The organism is Streptomyces sp. NPDC028928 (assembly GCF_055564915.1).
Map to the genome: position 1 here is coordinate 193,910 of NZ_JBVHVI010000010.1, position 19,429 is coordinate 213,338.

General features: G+C 72.6%; 24 protein-coding genes. 9 read left to right on the forward strand and 15 right to left on the reverse strand.

What is annotated here, in order from left to right:
- Window positions 1-41 precede the first annotated feature (41 nt).
- The 5 genes from ACZ4U1_RS24505 to ACZ4U1_RS24525 all read left to right on the forward strand — a co-directional run bounded on the left by ACZ4U1_RS24505 (window position 42) and on the right by ACZ4U1_RS24525 (window position 4,515).
- Window positions 42-581 (forward strand): hypothetical protein, encoded by a 540-nt coding sequence (locus ACZ4U1_RS24505; RefSeq protein ID WP_467905950.1) that lies wholly within the window; start codon window positions 42-44, stop codon window positions 579-581.
- A gap of 454 nt (window positions 582-1,035) precedes the next feature.
- The gene (locus tag ACZ4U1_RS24510) at window positions 1,036-2,832 is read left to right on the forward strand and encodes a thiamine pyrophosphate-requiring protein (RefSeq protein ID WP_467905952.1); all 1,797 of its coding nucleotides are present in this window, start codon (window positions 1,036-1,038) and stop codon (window positions 2,830-2,832) included.
- A 107-nt stretch (window positions 2,833-2,939) separates the two neighbouring features.
- On the forward strand, window positions 2,940-3,317 hold the full coding sequence (locus ACZ4U1_RS24515) for a DUF2795 domain-containing protein (RefSeq protein ID WP_467905954.1): 378 nt from the start codon (window positions 2,940-2,942) through the stop codon (window positions 3,315-3,317).
- Window positions 3,314-3,967, forward strand: coding sequence for a diguanylate cyclase (locus ACZ4U1_RS24520; protein ID WP_467905955.1), 654 nt, complete (start codon window positions 3,314-3,316; stop codon window positions 3,965-3,967). Before ACZ4U1_RS24515 ends, ACZ4U1_RS24520 begins: the two co-directional genes overlap by 4 nt.
- A 5-nt stretch (window positions 3,968-3,972) precedes the next feature.
- Window positions 3,973-4,515 (forward strand): type 1 glutamine amidotransferase domain-containing protein, encoded by a 543-nt coding sequence (locus ACZ4U1_RS24525; RefSeq protein WP_467905956.1) that lies wholly within the window; start codon window positions 3,973-3,975, stop codon window positions 4,513-4,515.
- Between the two features lie 77 nt (window positions 4,516-4,592).
- On the opposite strand, the gene ACZ4U1_RS24530 is transcribed toward ACZ4U1_RS24525, so the two are convergent.
- Window positions 4,593-4,880 (reverse strand): DUF6158 family protein, encoded by a 288-nt coding sequence (locus ACZ4U1_RS24530; protein WP_467905957.1) that lies wholly within the window; start codon window positions 4,878-4,880, stop codon window positions 4,593-4,595.
- 57 nt (window positions 4,881-4,937) lie between these two features.
- Here ACZ4U1_RS24530 and ACZ4U1_RS24535 point away from each other — a divergent pair, with 57 nt between their 5' ends.
- Entirely contained in the window at window positions 4,938-6,056 is a 1,119-nt protein-coding gene (locus ACZ4U1_RS24535; RefSeq protein WP_467905959.1) for a baeRF2 domain-containing protein, read from the forward strand.
- 26 nt (window positions 6,057-6,082) lie between these two features.
- Here the strand turns inward: ACZ4U1_RS24535 and ACZ4U1_RS24540 are convergent, their stop codons facing one another.
- Window positions 6,083-7,702, reverse strand: coding sequence for an ABC-F family ATP-binding cassette domain-containing protein (locus ACZ4U1_RS24540; protein ID WP_467905960.1), 1,620 nt, complete (start codon window positions 7,700-7,702; stop codon window positions 6,083-6,085).
- A gap of 42 nt (window positions 7,703-7,744) precedes the next feature.
- Window positions 7,745-8,428 (reverse strand): histidine phosphatase family protein, encoded by a 684-nt coding sequence (locus ACZ4U1_RS24545; RefSeq protein ID WP_467905961.1) that lies wholly within the window; start codon window positions 8,426-8,428, stop codon window positions 7,745-7,747.
- Between the two features lie 71 nt (window positions 8,429-8,499).
- Between ACZ4U1_RS24545 and ACZ4U1_RS24550 the strand changes: the two genes are divergently transcribed.
- The 3 genes from ACZ4U1_RS24550 to ACZ4U1_RS24560 all read left to right on the forward strand — a co-directional run bounded on the left by ACZ4U1_RS24550 (window position 8,500) and on the right by ACZ4U1_RS24560 (window position 11,166).
- On the forward strand, window positions 8,500-9,990 hold the full coding sequence (locus tag ACZ4U1_RS24550) for a phosphatase PAP2 family protein (protein ID WP_467905963.1): 1,491 nt from the start codon (window positions 8,500-8,502) through the stop codon (window positions 9,988-9,990).
- Window positions 9,991-10,131: 141 nt separating this feature from the next.
- Window positions 10,132-10,953 (forward strand): class I SAM-dependent methyltransferase, encoded by an 822-nt coding sequence (locus ACZ4U1_RS24555; protein WP_467905965.1) that lies wholly within the window; start codon window positions 10,132-10,134, stop codon window positions 10,951-10,953.
- A 42-nt stretch (window positions 10,954-10,995) separates the two neighbouring features.
- On the forward strand, window positions 10,996-11,166 hold the full coding sequence (locus tag ACZ4U1_RS24560) for a hydrophobic protein (protein WP_467905966.1): 171 nt from the start codon (window positions 10,996-10,998) through the stop codon (window positions 11,164-11,166).
- A 13-nt stretch (window positions 11,167-11,179) separates the two neighbouring features.
- Here ACZ4U1_RS24560 and ACZ4U1_RS24565 read toward each other — a convergent pair whose 3' ends face one another.
- The 12 genes from ACZ4U1_RS24565 to ACZ4U1_RS24620 form a co-directional block, all read right to left on the reverse strand.
- Complete coding sequence (locus tag ACZ4U1_RS24565) at window positions 11,180-11,476, reverse strand: gas vesicle protein K (RefSeq protein ID WP_467905968.1); 297 nt, start codon at window positions 11,474-11,476, stop codon at window positions 11,180-11,182.
- Window positions 11,477-11,485: 9 nt separating this feature from the next.
- A complete protein-coding gene (locus ACZ4U1_RS24570; RefSeq protein ID WP_467905970.1) occupies window positions 11,486-11,671 on the reverse strand; it encodes a gas vesicle protein in 186 nt (61 codons plus the stop codon).
- On the reverse strand, window positions 11,668-12,462 hold the full coding sequence (locus ACZ4U1_RS24575) for a GvpL/GvpF family gas vesicle protein (RefSeq protein WP_467905972.1): 795 nt from the start codon (window positions 12,460-12,462) through the stop codon (window positions 11,668-11,670). The genes ACZ4U1_RS24570 and ACZ4U1_RS24575 overlap by 4 nt, the downstream gene beginning before the upstream one ends.
- The gene (locus ACZ4U1_RS24580; protein ID WP_467905974.1) at window positions 12,459-12,806 is read right to left on the reverse strand and encodes a gas vesicle protein; all 348 of its coding nucleotides are present in this window, start codon (window positions 12,804-12,806) and stop codon (window positions 12,459-12,461) included. Before ACZ4U1_RS24580 ends, ACZ4U1_RS24575 begins: the two co-directional genes overlap by 4 nt.
- Window positions 12,803-13,984, reverse strand: a complete 1,182-nt coding sequence (locus ACZ4U1_RS24585) for an SRPBCC family protein (RefSeq protein WP_467905975.1) — start codon at window positions 13,982-13,984, stop codon at window positions 12,803-12,805. Before ACZ4U1_RS24585 ends, ACZ4U1_RS24580 begins: the two co-directional genes overlap by 4 nt.
- The gene (locus ACZ4U1_RS24590) at window positions 13,981-14,622 is read right to left on the reverse strand and encodes a DNA primase (protein ID WP_467905976.1); all 642 of its coding nucleotides are present in this window, start codon (window positions 14,620-14,622) and stop codon (window positions 13,981-13,983) included. Before ACZ4U1_RS24590 ends, ACZ4U1_RS24585 begins: the two co-directional genes overlap by 4 nt.
- Before the next feature lies 1 nt (window position 14,623).
- Entirely contained in the window at window positions 14,624-14,881 is a 258-nt protein-coding gene (locus ACZ4U1_RS24595) for a gas vesicle protein GvpG (RefSeq protein WP_467905978.1), read from the reverse strand.
- Window positions 14,882-14,912: 31 nt separating this feature from the next.
- The gene (locus ACZ4U1_RS24600) at window positions 14,913-15,683 is read right to left on the reverse strand and encodes a GvpL/GvpF family gas vesicle protein (RefSeq protein ID WP_467905979.1); all 771 of its coding nucleotides are present in this window, start codon (window positions 15,681-15,683) and stop codon (window positions 14,913-14,915) included.
- The gene (locus ACZ4U1_RS24605; protein ID WP_467905980.1) at window positions 15,680-16,099 is read right to left on the reverse strand and encodes a gas vesicle structural protein GvpA; all 420 of its coding nucleotides are present in this window, start codon (window positions 16,097-16,099) and stop codon (window positions 15,680-15,682) included. Before ACZ4U1_RS24605 ends, ACZ4U1_RS24600 begins: the two co-directional genes overlap by 4 nt.
- 66 nt (window positions 16,100-16,165) lie before the next feature.
- Window positions 16,166-16,558 carry a gas vesicle protein GvpO gene (locus tag ACZ4U1_RS24610; protein WP_467905982.1) on the reverse strand — a complete coding sequence of 131 codons (393 nt, stop codon included), beginning with the start codon at window positions 16,556-16,558 and terminating at the stop codon, window positions 16,166-16,168.
- Between the two features lie 44 nt (window positions 16,559-16,602).
- Window positions 16,603-17,538 (reverse strand): non-homologous end-joining DNA ligase, encoded by a 936-nt coding sequence (ligD, locus tag ACZ4U1_RS24615; protein ID WP_467905983.1) that lies wholly within the window; start codon window positions 17,536-17,538, stop codon window positions 16,603-16,605.
- Window positions 17,535-19,382, reverse strand: coding sequence for a transketolase (locus ACZ4U1_RS24620; protein WP_467905984.1), 1,848 nt, complete (start codon window positions 19,380-19,382; stop codon window positions 17,535-17,537). The genes ligD and ACZ4U1_RS24620 overlap by 4 nt, the downstream gene beginning before the upstream one ends.
- Window positions 19,383-19,429 lie beyond the last annotated feature (47 nt).

Sequence of the window (19,429 nt, forward strand, 5' to 3'; positions counted from 1 at the left end):
GCGGCGGAGGCGCAGCCGCCGTCGTGGGAGTCGCGGCAGCCGTGGCCGTCGTGCCCGCCCTCGTCCCGCCCGGTGCTCTCCCGCCCGGCCCCCGCCTGCGCACCCTCATCCCGCCCGGCACCGACCTGCCCAGCGCCGTCCGTCCCAGCGCCGTCCCGCCCGCCCCCGTCCGTCCCAGCGCCGTCCCGCCCGCCCCCGTCCGGCCCGGCGCTCTCCCGCCCGGCACCGACCTGCCCGGTGCCGTCCCGCCCGGCCCCGTCCTGACCGGGACCGTCCGGCCCGGCACTCTGCCGCCCCGACGCGTCCTTCCCCAGCCCCTCGCGCACGGCCCCCAGCTGTCCGGCACCGTCCGGCCCGACAACGGCCGGTCCCGCACCGTCCGGCCCCACAACGGCCGGTCCCGCACCATCCGGCCCCACAACGGCCGGTCCCGCACCATCCGGCCCCACAACGGCCGGTCCCGCGCCATCCGGTCCCGCACCGACCGGCCCGCTCCCCTCACGCGCCGCCCCCTCCGGCCCGCCACCGTCCGGCACCGCCCCTTCCGGCCCGCCCTCGGTGCACGGCGCGCCGGCCGGTGACGCGGTGTCGGGGGTGTCCGGCACCAGCCCGGTGACGGGATCGCAGGACGTGGAGACGGCGGCGCTGCCGGAAACGGCCCCCGCGGCCGGGCCGGTGAGGGCGAGCACGGCACCGGCGGCGAAGGCGACGGACAGGGCGCGGGCGGTGCGGCGCATGGGAGGGGCTCCTCGGCGGAGTTCGGCGGTACGGCGGGCGCCGGCACACCGGTACGACGGCGACGCCTGTGGCGCCCGGGTACGGGGCACGGGGCGTGCCCTCGCTGCCATGACAGCCCGCGCGGGGCCGTACCGCGCGCGGCCGGAGCCCATTCGCGGGACACGCGAGGCCAGGCGGGTGACGGCGCGGGGCCGGCCGGGGACGGCACGGGCACCGGAGGTTTTCCGTCCCCCTCGCAGGTGACTCGGTAGCCGCGACCGGATCGTCCGCTTCGTACTGCACCGGGGAGGTCTCTTCATGGGCACCAAGGTCTCCGACCACATCCTGGAGCGCCTGCGCGCCTGGGGCGTGGAACAGGTCTTCGGTTATCCGGGCGACGGCATCAACGGGCTGCTCGCCGCCTGGGGCCGCGCCGAGGACCAGCCGAGGTTCATCCAGTCCCGGCACGAGGAGATGTCCGCCTTCCAGGCGGTCGGGTACGCGAAGTTCAGCGGCCGTATCGGCGTGTGCGCGGCGACCTCGGGACCCGGCGCCATCCATCTGCTCAACGGTCTGTACGACGCGAAGCTGGACCATGTGCCGGTGCTGGCGATCGTGGGCCAGACCAACAGGACCGCGATGGGCGGCTCCTACCAGCAGGAGGTCGACCTGCACACGCTGTACAAGGACGTCGCCTCGGACTTCGTGGAGACGGTGACGGTGCCCGAGCAGCTGCCGAACGTGCTGGACCGGGCGATCCGCACGGCGTACGCCAGGCGCTGCCCGACCGCCCTGATCATCCCCGGTGACGTGCAGGAACTCGACTACGCGCCGCCGACGCACGAGTTCAAGATGGTGCCGTCCAGCTTGGGCATGAGCGAATACACCATGACCCCGACGGACGAGGCGCTGCGCCGGGCGGCGGACGTGCTGAACGCGGGCGACAAGGTGGCCGTCCTGGTCGGCCAGGGCGCCGCCGGTGCGGTCGCGGAGGTGCGGGAGATCGCCGAGCTGCTCGGTGCCGGGGTGGCCAAGGCGCTGCTCGGCAAGGACGTGCTCAGTGACGAGCTGCCGTATGTGACGGGGCCGATCGGGCTGCTGGGGAGCCGGCCGTCGTACGAGATGATGCGGGACTGCGACACGCTGCTGACGATCGGTTCGTCGTTCCCGTACACGCAGTTCATGCCGGACTTCGGCAAGGCGCGCGGCGTGCAGATCGACATCGATCCGCACATGATCGGCATGCGCTACCCGTACGAGGTGAACCTGGTCGGTGACGCCCAGGCGACGCTGCGGCGGCTGATCCCGCTGCTGGAGACGGACCGCGGCGGACGCGAGTGGTACGACACGATCTGCGCGAACGTGAAGCGCTGGCACGAGACGATGGAGCGGCGGGCCGGGCTGGCGGCCGATCCGATCAACCCGGAGTACGTGGCCCGGGCGCTGGACCCGTTGCTGCCGGACAACGCGATCCTCACCTCGGACTCCGGTTCGGTCGCGAACTGGTACGCGCGGCACATCACGATGCGGCCGGGCATGCGCGGCTCGCTGTCGGGGACGCTGGCGACGATGGGCCCGGGTGTGCCGTACGCGATCGGGGCGAAGTTCGCCCACCCGGACCGGCCGGTGTTCGCGCTGGTCGGGGACGGGGCGATGCAGATGAACGGCCTGGCGGAGATGATCACGGCCGCGAAGTACCGGGACCGCTGGTCGGATCCGCGGCTCGTGGTGGCCGTGTGGAACAACCAGGACCTGAACCAGGTGACGTGGGAGATGCGGGCGATGGAGGGCGCGCCGTCGTTCCTGCCGTCGCAGTCGATCCCGGACGTGCAGTACGCGGCGTTCGCCCGTTCGCTGGGGCTGACCGGCATCCGGGTGGAGAAGCCGGAGGACGTGGAGTCGGGCTGGCGGGCCGCGCTGGAGGCGGACGGCCCGGTGGTGATCGAGTTCCTCACCGACCCCGCCGTACCGCCGATCCCGCCGCACGCCACCTGGGAGCAGATGGAGGCGACGGCCGCGTCGATCCTGAAGGGGGACGCCGACCGGGGCTCGATGATCAAGCACGGGCTGAAGGCGAAGATGCAGGAGTTCCTGCCCGGCCGGACGAAGCAGTAGCCGACGAAGCCGTAGCCGGACAAAGCCGCAGCCGTGCGGCCCGGATTCCGTGTCGGACGCGCGGCACCGGGTACGCGGTGCGGACCTTCGACCCTCTGGAGGGAGACATGCAGCGAGGCAGTGACCGGCTGAGCGTCCATCGGGACGACGAGATGAAGCACGAACTGAAGGGTCTGCTCCGGTCCGGCCATCCCACGCGCGTCGAGGAGTGGCACGACCCGGAGCCGGCCGCGGACGACGACCCGGAGGTCTGGAGCGGCCCGGTGGGCGGCCTGGGTTCTCCGGCGTCGCTGGAGCGGACCCGGCTGGAGCTGGCCCGGCACCTGAGCCGGCACGCCTTCCCCGCGAAGCCGGGCGAGCTGGCCCGGGCGCTGCGCCGCGGCAACGCGCCGGGCGCGCTGGTCGACGCGGTGGCCGGGCTGCGGCACGGGCACCGGTACGAGAACGTGCAGCAGTTGGCCGAGGCGCTGGTGGGCGGCGCATGAGCCGGGATCAGGCGGCGGAGATCGCGCGGGGCACCACGGTCGACGTGGGCGACGTCACCACGCGGTTTCTGCTGTACGGGCTGCTGCCCGGCTGGTTCCTGCCGGGGCTCGCGGACTGGGTGATGCACCGGCGCACCCGGATCGAGGACACGGCGGGGACGAAGGAGTCCCTGATCCACTCGCTGATGATGGCCGAGGTGGGCCTGCCCATCGCGCTCACCCTGCGCTACGAGGTCAACCCGCTGCTGTTGTCGGTGCAGCTGGGCGCGGCGGCCGTGCACGAGGCGACGGCGCTGTGGGACGTCCGGACGGCCGTCCACAGCGAGCGTGAGGTCAAGCCGGTCGAACAGCACATCCACAGCTTTCTGGAGTCGTTGCCGTTCGGCGGGCTGACCTCGCTGATGTGCCTGCACGCCGACCAGGTGCGGTCGCTGCTCCGCGGCGGGCGCGGGGATCCGGACGCCTGGCGTCTGGTGCCGCGCCGGCGCCCGCCGTCGCCCGGCTACCTGGCGGGCATCGGTCTCGCGATCGGCGTGTGCGTGCTGCTGCCGTACGGCGAGGAGCTGGTGCGCTGCCGGCGGGCGGCCCGGGCGAGGAAGCGGCGCGCCCGTGTCCACCGGGCGGTGCTGCGGAAAGTGAAAGGAAACTGAGGATCATGCGTATCGCGTTTCTGGTGGCACCGGAGGGCGTCGAGCAGGTCGAGCTGACCGAGCCGTGGAAGGCGGCCTCGGACGCCGGGCACGAGCCGGTGCTGGTGTCGACCGAGTCCGGGAAGATCCAGGCGTTCAACCATCTGGACAAGGCGGACACCTTTCCCGTGGACGAGGTCGTGGGTGACACGTCGGCCGGGTCGTTCGGCGGTCTGGTGCTGCCGGGCGGGGTCGCGAACCCGGACTTCCTGCGGATGGACGAGAAGGCCGTCGCGTTCGTGAAGGATTTCTTCGAGCAGGGCCGTCCGGTGGCCGCGATCTGCCATGCGCCGTGGACGCTGGTGGAGGCGGACGTCGTACGCGGCCGGGTGCTGACGTCCTGGCCGAGCCTTCGGACGGACATCCGCAACGCCGGCGGCACCTGGGTGGACGAGCAGGTGAAAATCTGCGACCACGGCTCCAACCAGCTGGTGACCAGCCGCAAGCCGGACGATCTGAAGGCGTTCTGCGACGCGTTCCTGCACGTGTTCGCCGGCGAGCCCGGCTGACCGCACCCGGAGCGTGTCGAGGGCCGGCCCGCCGGGGCCGGCCCTTTCGGTGTGCGCCCTTACGGTGTGCGGTGGGGTCAGGTGGCGGGGGTGCCCGGAGCGGCCGCCTCGCCGCAGCCGCGTTCGCGGGCGCCCTCGCGGGTGCGGCCCGCGCTCACCAGGCGGCGGGGGTTGCGGCGCAGATACTCGCCCTCCAGCTGTGCCATGCGCTCGTTGTGGGCCCGCAGCGCGTCGTTCGAGCCGTACAGGAGTGTGTCGTGGCGCGTGCGGTGGATCGTCTCCAGCTCCTTCATGAGCTGCTGGTCGTCCAGCCGGCTGGGGTCGACTCCGGTCATGGTGGTGCCCCGCTCGTCGTGTTCGTTCATGGGCTTCGGGTACCCGCCCGGCAAGCACTGCCCCCGAGTGATTTCCGGGAGGAATCCATGGAGCTCGCGTTCCTGAGTCCACTGTACGAACATCCGGGGTCGTGGGCCTCCGCATACGTCGACCTGTCCCGGCACGACGCGGACATGCACCACCAGCGTCATCTGACGGCGGAGGCGGTGGCCCGGCAGCTGCGGGAGCAGGGCGCGGACGAGGCCACCTGCCGGGCGGTGCGCGACGCCGTGGAGGCACTGGTGCGCAGCAGCGAGCCGTACGGCAGGGCCGTGTTCGCCCGGGACGGCGAGGTGGCGCTGCAGGTCCCGCTGACCCAGCCGCCGCCCCACGGTCTGGTGCACTGGGGCCCGCTGCCACATGTCACTCCGCTGCTGGACCTGGCCGGTGAGGACCCGGTGTCGCTGGTGGCGTACATCGACCGCACCGGTGCCGACTTCGAGCTGCGCAGCGCGGTGCTCCAGGAGGAGGCCGGGCATGTCACGGGCAGCCGGCAGTGGCCGATGCACCGGGCGAAGGCCTCCGACTGGTCCGAGCGGCACTTCCAGCTGAAGGTGGAGAACACCTGGGAGCAGAACGCCCGGGAGATCGCCGAGGCGCTCGCGGCCTGCCAGGCCGAGACCGGTGCCGACCTGCTGATCCTGTGCGGGGAGGAACGGGAGTGCCGGTCGGTGCACGAGCAGCTGCCCAGGCATCTGCACGACCGTGCGGTGGAGACTTCGCACGGCATCGGCAGCAGGCTGCTGCCGCGCGAGGTGGAGGACATCCGTGCCCGGCACGTCCGGGAGCGGATCCTCGCCGAGGTGGACCGGTACCGGGCCGCCCGGACGCCGGACGAGGAGCGGCGGACGGCGGCCGTCGAGGGTGTGCCGCAGCTGATCGAGGCGGCCCGCGAGCACCGGCTGGCCGAGCTGCTGATCCTCCCGGACGGGCCGGACACGCACCGCGAGGTGTGGATCGGCGAGGACCCCGACCAGCTGGCGGCCCGCCGTACGGAGCTGAGGAACCTGGGCGAGGAGCACGCCTGGCCGGCCCGCGCCGACGACGCGCTGGTCCGGGCGGCCGTGGTCACGGACGCGCCGGTCCTGTCGCTGACCCCGGTGCTGGAGGCCACCGGCGAGGACGTCCCGGCGGGCGGCATGGGGGCGCTGCTGCGCTGGAGGTAGCGGTCGTCGAACGGGGCGGGTCCGGGCTACCGGGCCCGCTCCACCCGTCGTTCGTCCCAGACCGGTTCCGGGGTCTCGCGGACCCGGCCGTCCGTGCCGAAGACCAGGAAGCGGTCGAAGGAGCGGGCGAACCAGCGGTCGTGGGTGACGGCGAGGACCGTGCCCTCGAAGGCCTCCAGTCCCTCCTGGAGGGCCTCGGCGGACTCCAGGTCGAGGTTGTCGGTGGGCTCGTCCAGGAGCAGTGCGGTGGCGCCCCGCAGCTCCAGCAGCAGGATCTGGAAGCGGGCCTGCTGGCCGCCGGAGAGCCGGTCGAAGCTCTGCTCCCCCTGCTGGGTCAGTTCGTAGCGGCGCAGCCGGGACATCGCGGCGCCCCGGTCCTGGGCGTGCTCCTTCCAGAGGATGTCGAGGAGGGTGCGGCCCTGGAGTTCGGGGTGGGCGTGAGTCTGCGCGAAGTGGCCGGGTACGACCCGTGCGCCGAGCTTCCACTTCCCGGTGTGCGCGACGTCCTCGCCGGCGAGCAGGCGCAGGAAGTGGGACTTGCCGGAGCCGTTGGAGCCGAGGACCGCGACCCGTTCGCCGTAGAAGACCTCCAGGTCGAACGGTTTCATCAGGCCGGTCAGTTCCAGTCCCTCGCAGGTGACGGCCCGTACGCCGGTACGGCCGCCCTTCAGCCGCATGGTGATGTCCTGCTCGCGGGGCGGCTCCGGCGGCGGGCCGGCCTCCTCGAACTTGCGCAGGCGGGTCTGGGCGGCCTGGTAGCGGGAGGCCATCTCGTGGCTGACGGCGGCGGCCTGACGGAGGGACAGGACCAGCTTCTTCAGCTGGGCGTGTTTCTCGTCCCAGCGGCGGCGCAACTCCTCGAAGCGGGCGAAGCGTTCGCGGCGGGCCTCGTGGTAGGTGGCGAAGCCGCCGCCGTGCACCCAGGCGTCGGCGCCGGCCGGGCCCGGTTCGACCGAGACGATCTTCTCGGCGACGCGGGCGAGGAGTTCCCGGTCGTGGGAGACGAACAGGACCGTCTTCCGGGTCTCCCTGAGCTGCTCCTCCAGCCACCGCTTGCCGGGCACGTCGAGGTAGTTGTCCGGCTCGTCCAGCAGCAGCACCTCGTCGGTGCCGCGCAGCAGCGCCTCCAGCACGAGCCGCTTCTGCTCGCCGCCGGAGAGGGTGCGGACCTGGCGCCACTGGGCGCGCTCGTAGGGCACGCCGAGCGCGGCGGTGGTGCACATGTCCCACAGCGTCTCGGCCTCGTAGCCGCGCACCTCGGCCCAGTCGGCGAGGGCCTGCGCGTACCGCAGTTGGGCGGCCTCGTCGTCGACGGTCATGAGGGCGTGCTCCGCCTCGTCGACGGCCTTCGCCGCCTGGCGGATGCGGGGCGGGGCGACGGAGACGAGCAGGTCCCGCACGGTCGTCTCGTCCCGTACGGAGCCGACGAACTGGCGCATCACACCGAGTCCGCCGCTCATGGTGACGGTGCCTCCGTGCGGTTTCAGCTCGCCGGAGATCAGCCGCAGCAGAGTGGTCTTGCCGGCCCCGTTCGGGCCGACCAGCGCGACGGACGCGCCTTCACCGACCCGGAAGGACACATCGCCGAGCAGCGCCCTCCCGTCGGGGAGGCAGTACTCCAGGTGCGCGGCTTCCAGATGTCCCATGGGCAGGCATTCTCCGAGCCGACCCGCGCCCGGGGCAAACCCTTATCCGACGCCGCCGGCGGCGCCCGGCCGGTCGGCCGCTCCCAGCGCCTCCCCCGCCGGGCCGCCCTCGCCCGCCGGTTCCACCGTGGCGCCCTCCCAGGAGAGGGCCTTCCAGCCGTCGGACGGGGAGCCCTCGAGGATGACCACGCCGGTGTTCTCCAGGGGGCGGGCCGCGGCGAAGGTGACGTCGACGTTGTCGGCGCGGGCGGCGGTCCAGACGCGGATCGCGGCACCGTGGCTGATCATGGCGACGGCCCGGGCACCGCTCGCGGCGGCCTCGGCGACCACGGCGTCGTACCGGGCGAGGGCCTCCTCGCCGCTCTCCCCGCCGGGCATGCGCAGCGCGGTGTCGCCGGCCGCCCACGCGAACACCGTACGCAGGTACAGCCGGCCCTCCGGGCTGTGCCCGGGCAGCATCTCCAGGTCGCCGGCGGACAGCTCGCGGATGCCGGCGCGCACGGTCACGTCCAGGCCGCGGGCGGCGGCCAGCGGGGCGGCCGTCAGCTGGGTGCGGATCAGCGTGGAGGCGTAGAGCGCCTCGATGTCCTCGCCGGCGAGCGCCTCCGGCAGCGCGGCGGCCTGTGCCTCGCCGAGCGGGGTCAGCCCCGGGCCGGGTACGGCGGTGTCCAGCAGGTGGTCCAGGTTGGACGGGGTCTGACCGTGGCGGACGAGGAGCAGGCGCATCCGGGTTCTCCTCTCGCGCCGGGGCCGGCGCACCGGGACAAGAAACGGGCACTTCAGGGTAACCGCACCCCATGAGCCCAGACCTGGACCTGACGCCGGCCGCGACCGCCGCCCGCGCTCCGCTGCGCACGCTGCTCGATCTCGACGGCCGGCTGTTCGAGGCCGCCGCTTCCTGGCACTGGCCCGGCGCCGAGCGCGTACTGCCCCGTCTGAGCCGCAGCGCGAACCACGGGGTGCTGTGGTTCGCGACGGCCGCCGCGATGGCCGCGAGCCGCACGCCCAGGGCCCGCCGGGCGGCGGCGCGAGGGGTGGCCTCGCTCGCCCTGGCCTCCCTGACCATCAACACGCTCGGCAAGCGCTCGGTGCGCCGCGCCCGGCCCGTCCTGGACCCGGTGCCGCTGGTGCGGCAGCTGAAGCGGCAGCCGATCACCACGTCGTTCCCGTCGGGGCACTCGGCGTCCGCGGCGGCCTTCGCGACCGGCGTGGCGCTGGAGTCGCCGGCCTGGGGCGCGGCGGTGGCGCCGGTCGCGTTCTCGGTGGCGATGTCCCGGGTGTACACGGGCGTGCACTTCCCGAGCGACGTGCTGGCCGGGGCGGCGCTCGGCGCGGGCGCCGCCTTCCTGGTACGGCGACTGGTGCCGACCCGCGCCCAGGTCCGGCGGCCCGCCCGGCCCCGGGCCGAGGCCCCCGCGCTGCCCGAGGGCGACGGCCTGGTGATGGTCGCCAACCGGGCGTCGGGGACCGCGGAACGGGTGCGCGCGCTGCACGACGCACTGCCGAAGGCGGAGGTCGTCGAGTGCGCGCCGGAGGAGGTCGGGGACGAGCTGGCGAAGGCGGCGGCCCGCGCCCAGGTGCTCGGGGTGTGCGGCGGCGACGGCACGGTGAACGCGGCGGCCGAGGTCGCCGTGCGGCACGGCCTGCCGCTCGCGGTGCTGCCGGGCGGCACCCTCAACCACTTCGCCTACGACCTCGGCGTGGAGGACGAGCGCCAGCTGGCCCGGGCGATCCGGCACGGCGAGGCGGTCCGGGTGGACGCCGGCCGATTCACCACCCGGGACACCCGGCGCCTGTTCCTCAACACGCTGAGCCTGGGCGTGTACCCGGAGCTGGTGCGGGTGCGCGAGCGCTGGTCCGCCCGGATCGGCGGCTGGCCGGCCGGGGTGCTCGGCGCGCTGCGCGTGCTGCGCGCCGACCGGCATCCGCTGGAGGTGGAGGCGGGGGGTGAACGGCGGCCCCTGTGGCTGCTGTTCGTCGGCAACGGCGTCTACCACCGCATGGGTCTCGCGCCGGGCCGCCGTACGGATCTGGCGGACGGCCTGCTGGACGTGCGGGTGGTGCACGGCAGCCGCAAACCCGCGCTACGGCTGCTCGCCGCGGCCCTCGCCGGTCCGCTGACCCGCTCCCCCGGGCACGCGGCGGTGCAGGTGAACCGGCTGCGGCTGACCGGCATCACCCCGGGCACCCCGCTGGCCTACGACGGCGAGATCACCGCGGTGTCGGGCGACATGCTGCTGGAGAAGCTGCCGGAGGCGCTGACGGTCTACCGCCCGCTGGCGTTCTGAACTTCCGGTCATCACCCCTGACGCCCCGTCAGTCCATATGGCGATACCCGTATCTCATCATTCGGCATGCGCGCGTACCGTTGCACCCGTACCGGCGGACGGGTCCGACCGGTCCGCCTCCGAGGGTGAAGGGGTACAGCCATGCCGAAAGCGCAGGAGACCGCCGTCTACACGCACGGGCACCACGAGTCGGTGCTGCGTTCGCACACCTGGCGGACCGCCGCCAACTCCGCGGCCTATCTGCTCGGCGTACTGAAGCCCCACATGAGGATCCTGGACATCGGCTGCGGACCCGGCACGATCACCGCCGACCTGGCGGCCCTGGTCCCCGACGGCCGGGTCACCGGCGTCGACCGGGCGTCCGGCGTCCTGGAGCAGGCGCGGGCCACCGCGGCCGCCCGTGGTGTGACGAACGTGGACTTCGCGGTGGCCGACGTCCACGCGCTGGACTACCCGGACGACACCTTCTGCGTGGTCCACGCCCACCAGGTGCTCCAGCACGTGGGCGACCCCGTGCGGGCCCTGCGCGAGATGCGCCGGGTGACGAAGCCGGGCGGGTTCATCGCCGTACGGGACGCGGACTACGCGGCGATGACCTGGTATCCGTCGGTGCCCGGCCTGGACGACTGGCTGGACCTGTACGAGCGGGTGGCCCGGGCCAACGGCGGCGAGCCCGACGCCGGGCGGCGGCTGACGGCGTGGGCGCGGGCGGCCGGGCTGAAGGACGTCACCGCCACCTCCAGCACCTGGACGTTCGCCACGCCGGAGGAGCGGGCCTGGTGGAGCGGCCTGTGGGCGGATCGCACGGTGGCCTCCGCCTACGCCGAGCGGGCCACGCAGGGGGGCCATGCGACGGCGGAGCAGCTGCGGGCGGTGGCGGAGGCCTGGCGGGAATGGGGCCGGCGGGAGGACGGCTGGTTCGCGGTCCTGCACGGAGAGATCCTGTGCCGGAAAGAAGCCTGATCCGCGGATTTCGGGAAACCCGGCTCGCAGGAGGTTCACATTATGGTTCCCATCCTGCTGGTCCTGCTTCTGGTGCTGATTCTGTTCGGCGCCGGATTCGCGTTGAAGATCCTGTGGTGGATTGCCCTGGCAGTGCTCGTTCTCTGGCTGCTGGGATTCCTGGCCCGCGGTACGACGGCGAGCGGCGGCAGGGGCCGCTGGTACAGGTGGTGAGCGGTCCGCCGCGCTAGGCACCATCGCGCGGAAGCAGCGGTCCGAGCGGCCCGAGGTCCAGATTGAGGTCCTCGGGCCGCAGGCCGTACCGGTCCCGCAGCTCGGCCATCCGCTCCTCCAGGAGCATCAGGGTCAGCCCGATCCGCTCCTCCTGCTCCTCGGTCAGGTCGCCGGTGTCGAAGCGGCGCACGGCCTGCCGCTCCATGAGCTGGCGCAGCAGCTCGACCACGGTGAGCACGAGCTTCACCAGGTCGCGTTCGACGGTGTCGGGTTCCAGGTCGAGGCGGTGGCGCGGACTGCGCGCGGTCATGCGGGGCTCCTAGGGCTCCTCGAAGGGTGACGGTACCTGCTGGTTCACGGAACTGATCAGCGCGTTCAGGTCGATGCGGACGAGATCGACGTCCGCGATGCGCAGGGTGATGTCGCCGGTGATGACGACTCCGCCGGCCAGCAGTCGGTCCAGAAGGTCGACCAGCGCGATCTCACGGCGTTCGACTACGGTCACCGGCCCTCCCCCGATTCCTTTCCGGATTCGACTCCGGTTTCCTCCCCGGAAAACGAGTATGCGGCCCACGGGCCGGTGAGTTCCACGCGGATTCCCGGTGCCTCGTCCTTCGTCCGGTCCACGAGTTCCACGAATTCCTCGGAATGGGCCCGGGGCACCAGATAGGCCGCGTTGAGGACATTCTGTCCGGGCGTACCGGAGAGCGCGGAATTCTGCGGGCGGTGCATCCGGAAATCCTCGGCCCGCTCGGCGAGGCGTTCGTGCAGCGAACGGGCGAACCGCTCGGCCCGCTGCCACCTCTCCTCCTGGGCGTGGGTGCGCCGGCGTCGGCTGCGCAGATAGTCCCGTCCGCTGGCGGGCCGCGCCGCGACGGCCGGCTCGGCCTCGGCGGGCTCGGGCTCCAGATACACCTTCACGCCCCACTCCACCCGGCCGTCCAGCCGGTCGAGCAGGCGCCGGAAGTCGTCCTCGCGGGCCTCGATCATGCTGCGGAGGGCGCTGTCGTCGCGGAAGACGGTCGCGAGCCGCAGCGGCAGCGGGGTGGTGACCGTGGTGAGCGCGTCGACCACCCCCTGGTGGGCGCGGGCGGTCGCGGCCAGCCAGTCCAGGTCCTCCAGGTGGGCCTTCAGCGCCTCCTCGCAGAAGTCGGCCTCCGGGACCGTACTGACCACCGCGACCAGCCCGTGGTGGTGCAGCAGCGCCGGCGGGGCGCCCGCGACGCCCGTCAGCTGGGCCTGCAGCGGCGTCCGGAAGGGGCGGCAGACGGCGTACACGTACCGCAGTCCGGTCATGGTGCCTCCTTCGGGGCGCGGCCCGGCTCCAGCTCCTCCAGTCGCGCGAGCCGTTCACGCAGCTCGGCGTTCTCCCGGGCCAGCTCGTCACGGCGGGCCCGGGAGGAGAGTGCGGGATCGGTCTCCCACCAGTCGATCCCCATCTCCTTGGCCTTGTCGACGGAGGCGACGATGAGCCGGAGCTTGATGGTGAGCAGTTCGATGTCGAGGAGGTTGATCCTGATGTCACCCGCGATGACGACACCCTTGTCGAGCACGCGCTCCAGGATGTCCGCGAGGTTCGCCCCCGAGCTCTGGCCGTAGGGCTCGGGGAACCGGCCGGCTTCGGGGAAGCGGCTCGTCATCGACGACTCCCGCGCTCGGCGTACTCGGGCTCCTCTTCCTCGTACTCGTCCTCGTCGCCCTCTTCGCCTTCCCCGCCGTTCTCCTCCTCGGCCGGCTGGTCTTCCTCGTCCTCGTAGGAGTCCTCCTCGTCGTACTCGTCCTCGTAGGGCTCCTCCTCGTCCTCCGCCTCCGGTTCCTCTTCCCCGGCCTCTTCCTCTTCCTCCTCGCCCTCTTCCTCTTCGCCCTCTTCCTCTTCGCCCTCTTCCTCTTCCTCCGGCCCCTGCGGGGCCTCGTCCTCCGACTTCTCGGCCTCCTCCGCCTCAAGGGCATCCTCGTGGGTGCGGACCACGTCGCCGTCGCGTATCTCCCCGCGCCAGCCGTCCTCCGCCTCACCCTTGAGGGTGATGAAGCGGGCGAAGTTCTTCAGGTCCAGCCTGGCCCGACGGCCCTGGGCGCGCCAGATGTTGCCGGTTTTCTCGAAGAGGCCGGTCGGGTAGTACTCCATGACCAGCAGCACCCGGGTGAGGTTCTCCTCCAGCCGGTGGAAGGAGACCACGCCCTTGGTGGTGCCCTTGGCGCCCTCCGAGGTCCACTGGATGCGGTAGTCGGGGATCTGCTCGGTCGTCTTGGCCTTCCAGCTCCGGCTGGACCAGAAGATCTTCGCCTGCCAGTCGGAGTGGGTGTCGTCGTCCCGGCTCGCGCTCTTGACGCCCTTGGCGAAGGTGGAGAAGGACTGGTACTGGGTCCACTGGTCGTAGGCGGTGCGCAGCGGTACGCCCACGTCGACGGACTCCATGATGACGGTGGGCTTCTTGCCCGCGCCGCCCTTCTTGCCCTTGCCGCCCCCGAGGCTCTTCAGCGCGCCCATGACGTTCTCCTTGGCGCGGGAGGCGCCCAGTTCCACCGCCGAGCGCACCGGGCCCTTGCCCTCGGCGAGCTTGCGCCCGCCTTCGAGCGCGAGCTTGGCGAAGCCCGGGCTGTTGCCCTCGGCGATGTCGTTGAGCTTGACGGTGGTCTCGCCGAGCTTGCGGCCGAGCCCCACCAACATGCGCTGGGCCTGCGCGGACAGGTACTCCTGTACTTCTTCCTTCAGCCGGTCGGCCGCATCACTGTGCGCGAGGCCGCTCAGCGGGCCGCCCGTGGCGGCCCCCGTAGCCTTGCCGGCCGCCGAGGTGGCGGATCCGAGGGTGTCGGTCATCGGTCATCGCCGCCTTTCGACTGCCGGGAGGCGGCGCCGGAGGCCGCGTCCCCAGCCGAAGCCGTCTTCTTCGCGGCCGTCTTGCGGGCCGCGCTCGTCTTCTTGGCCGCCGTCTTCTTCGCGGGGGCCGTCTTCTTGGCCGCGGCCTTCTTCGCCGCCGTCTTCTTCGCCGGGGCCTTCCGGGCCGGCTCCTCGCCACGCGACCGGTCGTCCCGCGACTTCTTCTCGCGGCGGTCCTCGTCGCGGTCGCCGGAGGACTCCTGGGAGCCCTCCTCCTCGCCGTCCTCCTCGTCCGGCTCCTCGTCGGACCCGGACGGCACGATGCCGGACAGCTGGTCGCGCACCTGCGCCGTGCGGCCGTGCAGCCGGTCGGCGAGCGCGTTGATCTGCCGTTCGGCGACCGCGCCGGAAGCGGCCTTGCCGACGCCTCGCAGGTCTTGGCGCAGCTGATCGCCGATCTCCTTGAACTGCGGATTGTTCTTCAGCTGCTGGTTGACCAGGTCCGCGACCATGCGCGGGCTGAGGTTCAGCTTCTTCCCCGCCACCAGGGAGCCGACCGCGAGGGCCATCTTGAGCTTCTTGGTACGTCCTAGCAGGTATCCCGCCCCTACGGCGAGACCCAGTGCGGTTCGGTTCATCTCACGTCCCGTTGCCTGTGGTGTCGCCGGAGCGCATGGTCGCCTCCAGCCGGTCAAGAAGTTCGTCCTCGCGCTGGTCGAACTCCTCCGCGGTGATCTCACCGGCCTCCAACTGCTCTTCCAGGCGGGCGAGTTCGGCCCGTACGGTGGCGGGGTCGTAATAGATCCGTTCCGCCTCGCGGAGCACCTGCCTGATGGCCCACGCGCTGCCGCGCACGGGCGCGAACGGCAGCATCAGCACTTCGCCGATCAGCCCCATGGCGTTCTCCTTTCCGTCCGGGCCGAGAGCGCTACTGCGCGCCGGCGTCCGCGCCGGCCGCGCTGCCGGCGGGCTGCGCCGGGCCGGGCTCGACGAAGCTGTACGGCGGCAGCGGCCCGTTGACCCTCAGGTCCAGATGGGGGTGGCTCTTGCGGACCTGCTCAGCGGTGGCGAGGAAGTCCTCGGCCGTGCTCCGTGCCACCAGGAACGACACGTTCAGCAGCCAGCCGGTGGACTCGGGGCCCACGCTGACGGCGGAGGCGGCCGGTGCGAGCAGCCCCTGTACGTCCTGCGCGTCCTCGGCCTCCCTGGCCTTCACGGCGGAGGCGACCATCTCACCGAGGCGGATCTTGTCGTCGTAGCTGCCACCGCCGGCCCTGCGGTTGGCCTCGGCGAGGGAGCGGACGTCCGCGTTCTCGGCCATCACGAGGTGCAGGACCGCCTCCTCGACATGCGTGGCCTTGACGTTGTACTCGACCTTGCCGTCCAGCTCGCGCAGCCGCTCCAGGTAGTGCTCGGCCCGCTCGGTGAGCACCTGGGTGACGGCGTCGTCGTCGGCGGCGACGCTGCCGAACCGCATCGGCAGCACACAGCCGCCCGCGCCCACCTCGGCGAGCACGTTCTGGTGCGCGAGCAGGTCCCGGCGCTTGGGGCGCAGGTCCTCGGGCGCGTCACTGACGACAGCGGCCAGTTCACCCGCGGTGAGCACGCGGACGGTGCGCGGCGGCTCGCCCACCCCGGTCATGCCCTCGGGCAGCTCCGGGTGGGACCGGGCGGTGATCCCGTAGACGTAGGTGCTCACTCCTGCTCCTCCTTACGGCGCGCCGGAGCCTTCCGCCGCGGCCTGGACTCGGTCTCCCCTTCCTGGCGCGCCTGGTTGAAGGCGTCGGATATGGTCTGCGCGGCGCCGGACAGCGCGCCCTTGGACTTGCCGCGGGCGCCGGACTCGGTGATCTCGCCCACGAGATCGGGCAGGCCCGGGCTCTTGCGCGGGCCGGCTTCCAGGTCCAGGCGGTTGCACGCCTCTGCGAACCGCAGGTAGGTGTCGACGCTGGCCACGACGACCCGGACGTCGATCTTCAGGATCTCGATGCCGACCAGGGAGACGCGGACGAACGCGTCGATCACGAGCCCTCGGTCCAGGACCAGCTCAAGTACGTCGTAGAGGCCGCTGCTGCCGCCTCCGCCTCCGGTCTGCTGTGCCGGAACAACAGTCATGCCGGCGATTCCTCCTCCTGCGTAGTGGGTGCACGGTCCGCGCGGGCGGGAAGCACGCGCCGTGGCTCAGCGGCCACCGCGCGCATCGGCCCTGCCGCGTTCGTAGCGGCGGACACGCCGGTACCCGGTCAGCTGGCCCTCCGGGTCCAGCTCGACCTGGTAGCTCGCCATCAGGCTCATCGTGTCCGGGACCCGGGCGAGTTCCAGGACCTCGACCTCCAGGGCCCAGCCGTCCTCGGTCTCCTCGAAGGAGGAGACGGACTCGGGGGCGAGTCCGGTGAGCTCGGCGAGCTGGCTGCGCGCCTGGCGCAGCACCTCCATGGGGGTCGGTCGCCGGCTGTTCGCGTTGCGGTGGGCACCGCCTTGCGTCTCGTGCGCGTTGTCGGAGTTGTGGGAGTGCTGAGAGTCCTGTGCTTTCTGTGAACTCTGTGAATTCGAAGTGCTGTTTGTGTTCGACATGGCCACCTCTCCCTGCGTGTGGCCGTTCCGCCCTTGGCCAAACCTCAGGAGCGCAAGTCATCGAGACGGCGTCGGGCCGGGGCCAGGGAACGGCCACGGTGGGGAAGCTCGCCCCACGGCTCCGTCCGGGCCTGGTCGACGGCGTCGGCGATGCTCCACCGGCGGGCGTCCAGCGCCGGATCGTCCACCTGTTTCCAGGCTAGGGGCACGGCGACCGGGGCGCCCGGGCGGCCCCGGACGGTGTAGGGGGCGACGGCGGTCTGGGCGTAGCCGTTGCGCTGTACGTCCAGGTAGAGGCGGTCCGCCCGGTCCTGCTTGCGGGCCGCGGTGGTGAGCCGGTCGGGATGCCGGGAGGCGGCCAGCTCGGCGACGTCATGAGCGAAGCGCCGCACCTCGTCGAAGTCGTCGCGGCCGTCCAGGGGGACGACGAGGTGCAGGCCGCGGGAACCGGTGGTCATGGGCGCCACGGGCAGGCCCAGCTCGTCCAGCAGCTCCCGCATCCGGTGGGCCGCGTCCCGGACGGCGGCGAAGTCGTCGCCGGCCGGATCGAGGTCGAAGACCAGCCGGTCGGGGTGGTCGGGGCCGCCGGCCCGGTCGGTGCGGGACAGCCAGCGGTGCAGGGTGACGCAGGCCTGGTCGGCGAGGTACAGGAGGGTGGCGGTGTCGTCGCAGACGACGTGCGTGACCGTGCCGCCCTCCTTGGCGACCTCGGCGCGGGTGATCCACTCCGGGTAGTGCTCCGGGGTGTTCTTCTGCAGGAAGCGCTGGCCGTCCAGGCCGTCCGGATACCGCTCCAGCATCAGCGGGCGGCCCCGCAGGTGCGGCAGCATGTACGGCGCGACGGACCGGTAGTAGTCGGCGAGGTCGCCCTTGGTGTACTCCTTCGCGCCCCCGCCGCCGGGGAAGAGCACCTTCCCCGGCCGCTGGATCCGCACCGTGCGGCGGCCCGCCCGTATGGTCCGCGCGTCGGCGCGGCTCATCGCACGACCGCCTCCTCGACCAGCAGCCTGGCCGCCGCCGCGATGCCCACGGCGTCGATGCCGGCCGCGTGCAGCTGCTCGTCGGGCGCGGCGGAGCCCGGCATGGTGCGCACCGCGAGCCGGACCAGGCGGGGTGTCGGGCGGCCGTCGCCGAACGCCTCCGCGACGGCGTCCCCGAGGCCGCCCTCCGGGTGGTGGTCCTCGACCGTGAGCAGGCAGCCGGTGTCCTCGGCGGCCCGGTGCAGGGTCCCGGCGTCGACGGGCTTGACCGAGTACAGGTCGATCACCCGCACCCGGATGCCGTCGGCGGCGAGCCGGTCGGCGGCGGCCAGCGCCTCGGGTACGGTCGCCCCGGCCGCGACGACCGTCAGCCGGTCCTCCTCGCTGGAGCGCAGCGTCTTGCTGCCGCCGACGGGGAACTCCTCGTCGGGGCCGTAGATCACCGGGGTCTTGCCGCGGGAGGTGCGCAGATAGCGGATGCCGTCCAGGCCGGCCATGGCCGCGACGAGCCGGGCGGTCTGGTTGGCGTCGCACGGGTACAGCACGGTCGAGCCGTACACGGACCGGAACATCGCGAGGTCCTCCAGGCCCATCTGGGAGGGCCCGTCCTGTCCGATCGCGACACCGGCGTGCGAGCCGACCAGGTTGAGGCCGGAGCCGCTGATGGAGGCCATCCGCACGAAGTCGTGGGCGCGGGTCAGGAAGGCGGCGAACGTCGAGGCGTACGGCACCCAGCCGCGCGCGGCCATGCCGACCGCCGTGGCGACGAGCTGCTGTTCGGCGATGTAGCACTCGAAGAACCGGTCGGGGTGCGCCTTGGCGAACTCCTCGGTGCGGGTGGAGTCGCCGACCTCGCCGTCCAGGGCGACGATGTCGCCGCGGGCGGTGCCGAGCGCGGCGAGGGCCTTGCCGAAGGCGTCCCGCGTCGCGACCTCGTCGCCCTGGTCGTAGCGGGGCAGCTGGACGACCTCGGTGGTGAGGGAGCGCAGCGCGGCCGCCGCCTGCGGTTCGGACACCCGTACACGCAGGTCGCGCGGGCCGCCGAGTTCGGCGACGGCCTCCTCGGCCTCGGGCAGCGGCTTGCCGTGCAGGCCCTCGCGGTCCTCCACGGAGGCCACGCCCTTGCCCTTCAGGGTGCGGGCGAGGATCACGGTGGGCTGCCCGGTGGTGGACAGCGCCTCCCCGTAGGCCCGGTCGATGGCGTCGACGTCGTGGCCGTCGATCTCGATGGTGTGCCAGTCGAAGGCCTGGAAGCGGCGGGCGTAGGCGTCCAGGTCGTGGCCGTGCCGGGTGGGGCCGCGCTGGCCGAGCCGGTTGACGTCCACGATGGCGATCAGGTTGTCGAGGTTCTCGTAGCCGGCGTGTTCGGCGGCCTCCCACACCGAGCCCTCCGCCAGCTCGCTGTCGCCGCACAGCACCCAGACCCGGTAGCCGGTGCGGTCCAGCCGCTTCCCGGCGAGGGCGATGCCGACTCCGACGGGCAGGCCCTGGCCGAGCGAGCCGGTGGCCGTCTCCACCCACGGCAGGCGGCGGGGCGTCGGATGGCCCTCGAGCCGGCTGCCGATCTTGCGGAAGGTGACCAGCTCGCCGTCCTCGATCGCGCCGGCCGCCTTGTACGCGGCGTACAGCAGCGGCGAGGCGTGTCCCTTGGACAGCACGAACCGGTCGTTCGCGGGGTGTTCGGGGCGCTCGAAGTCGTAGCGCAGGTGGTGCGCGAGCAGGACGGCCAGCAGGTCGGCGGCGGACATCGAGGACGTGGGGTGCCCGGATCCCGCGGCGGCGGACGCCCGCACGCTGTCCACGCGCAACTGCTGGCCCAGTTCGGCGAGTTCGTCGGTCTTCATGGATCTCCTCGGTCTCCTTTGCGCTGGCTTGCGCTGGGTTGCGCCGG

Bases quoted from the DNA above. Each gene is read 5' to 3' on its own strand.
- ACZ4U1_RS24510 (WP_467905952.1), top strand. From the start codon at position 1,036: ATGGGCACCAAGGTCTCCGACCACATCCTGGAGCGCCTGCGCGCCTGG.
- ACZ4U1_RS24515 (WP_467905954.1), top strand. From the start codon at position 2,940: ATGCAGCGAGGCAGTGACCGGCTGAGCGTCCATCGGGACGACGAGATG.
- ACZ4U1_RS24520 (WP_467905955.1), top strand. From the start codon at position 3,314: ATGAGCCGGGATCAGGCGGCGGAGATCGCGCGGGGCACCACGGTCGAC.
- ACZ4U1_RS24525 (WP_467905956.1), top strand. From the start codon at position 3,973: ATGCGTATCGCGTTTCTGGTGGCACCGGAGGGCGTCGAGCAGGTCGAG.
- ACZ4U1_RS24530 (WP_467905957.1), bottom strand. From the start codon at position 4,880: ATGAACGAACACGACGAGCGGGGCACCACCATGACCGGAGTCGACCCC.
- ACZ4U1_RS24535 (WP_467905959.1), top strand. From the start codon at position 4,938: ATGGAGCTCGCGTTCCTGAGTCCACTGTACGAACATCCGGGGTCGTGG.
- ACZ4U1_RS24540 (WP_467905960.1), bottom strand. From the start codon at position 7,702: ATGGGACATCTGGAAGCCGCGCACCTGGAGTACTGCCTCCCCGACGGG.
- ACZ4U1_RS24545 (WP_467905961.1), bottom strand. From the start codon at position 8,428: ATGCGCCTGCTCCTCGTCCGCCACGGTCAGACCCCGTCCAACCTGGAC.
- ACZ4U1_RS24550 (WP_467905963.1), top strand. From the start codon at position 8,500: ATGAGCCCAGACCTGGACCTGACGCCGGCCGCGACCGCCGCCCGCGCT.
- ACZ4U1_RS24555 (WP_467905965.1), top strand. From the start codon at position 10,132: ATGCCGAAAGCGCAGGAGACCGCCGTCTACACGCACGGGCACCACGAG.
- ACZ4U1_RS24560 (WP_467905966.1), top strand. From the start codon at position 10,996: ATGGTTCCCATCCTGCTGGTCCTGCTTCTGGTGCTGATTCTGTTCGGC.
- ACZ4U1_RS24565 (WP_467905968.1), bottom strand. From the start codon at position 11,476: ATGACCGCGCGCAGTCCGCGCCACCGCCTCGACCTGGAACCCGACACC.
- ACZ4U1_RS24575 (WP_467905972.1), bottom strand. From the start codon at position 12,462: ATGACCGGACTGCGGTACGTGTACGCCGTCTGCCGCCCCTTCCGGACG.
- ACZ4U1_RS24580 (WP_467905974.1), bottom strand. From the start codon at position 12,806: ATGACGAGCCGCTTCCCCGAAGCCGGCCGGTTCCCCGAGCCCTACGGC.
- ACZ4U1_RS24585 (WP_467905975.1), bottom strand. From the start codon at position 13,984: ATGACCGACACCCTCGGATCCGCCACCTCGGCGGCCGGCAAGGCTACG.
- ACZ4U1_RS24590 (WP_467905976.1), bottom strand. From the start codon at position 14,622: ATGAACCGAACCGCACTGGGTCTCGCCGTAGGGGCGGGATACCTGCTA.
- ACZ4U1_RS24595 (WP_467905978.1), bottom strand. From the start codon at position 14,881: ATGGGGCTGATCGGCGAAGTGCTGATGCTGCCGTTCGCGCCCGTGCGC.
- ACZ4U1_RS24605 (WP_467905980.1), bottom strand. From the start codon at position 16,099: ATGACTGTTGTTCCGGCACAGCAGACCGGAGGCGGAGGCGGCAGCAGC.
- ACZ4U1_RS24610 (WP_467905982.1), bottom strand. From the start codon at position 16,558: ATGTCGAACACAAACAGCACTTCGAATTCACAGAGTTCACAGAAAGCA.
- ligD (WP_467905983.1), bottom strand. From the start codon at position 17,538: ATGAGCCGCGCCGACGCGCGGACCATACGGGCGGGCCGCCGCACGGTG.
- ACZ4U1_RS24620 (WP_467905984.1), bottom strand. From the start codon at position 19,382: ATGAAGACCGACGAACTCGCCGAACTGGGCCAGCAGTTGCGCGTGGAC.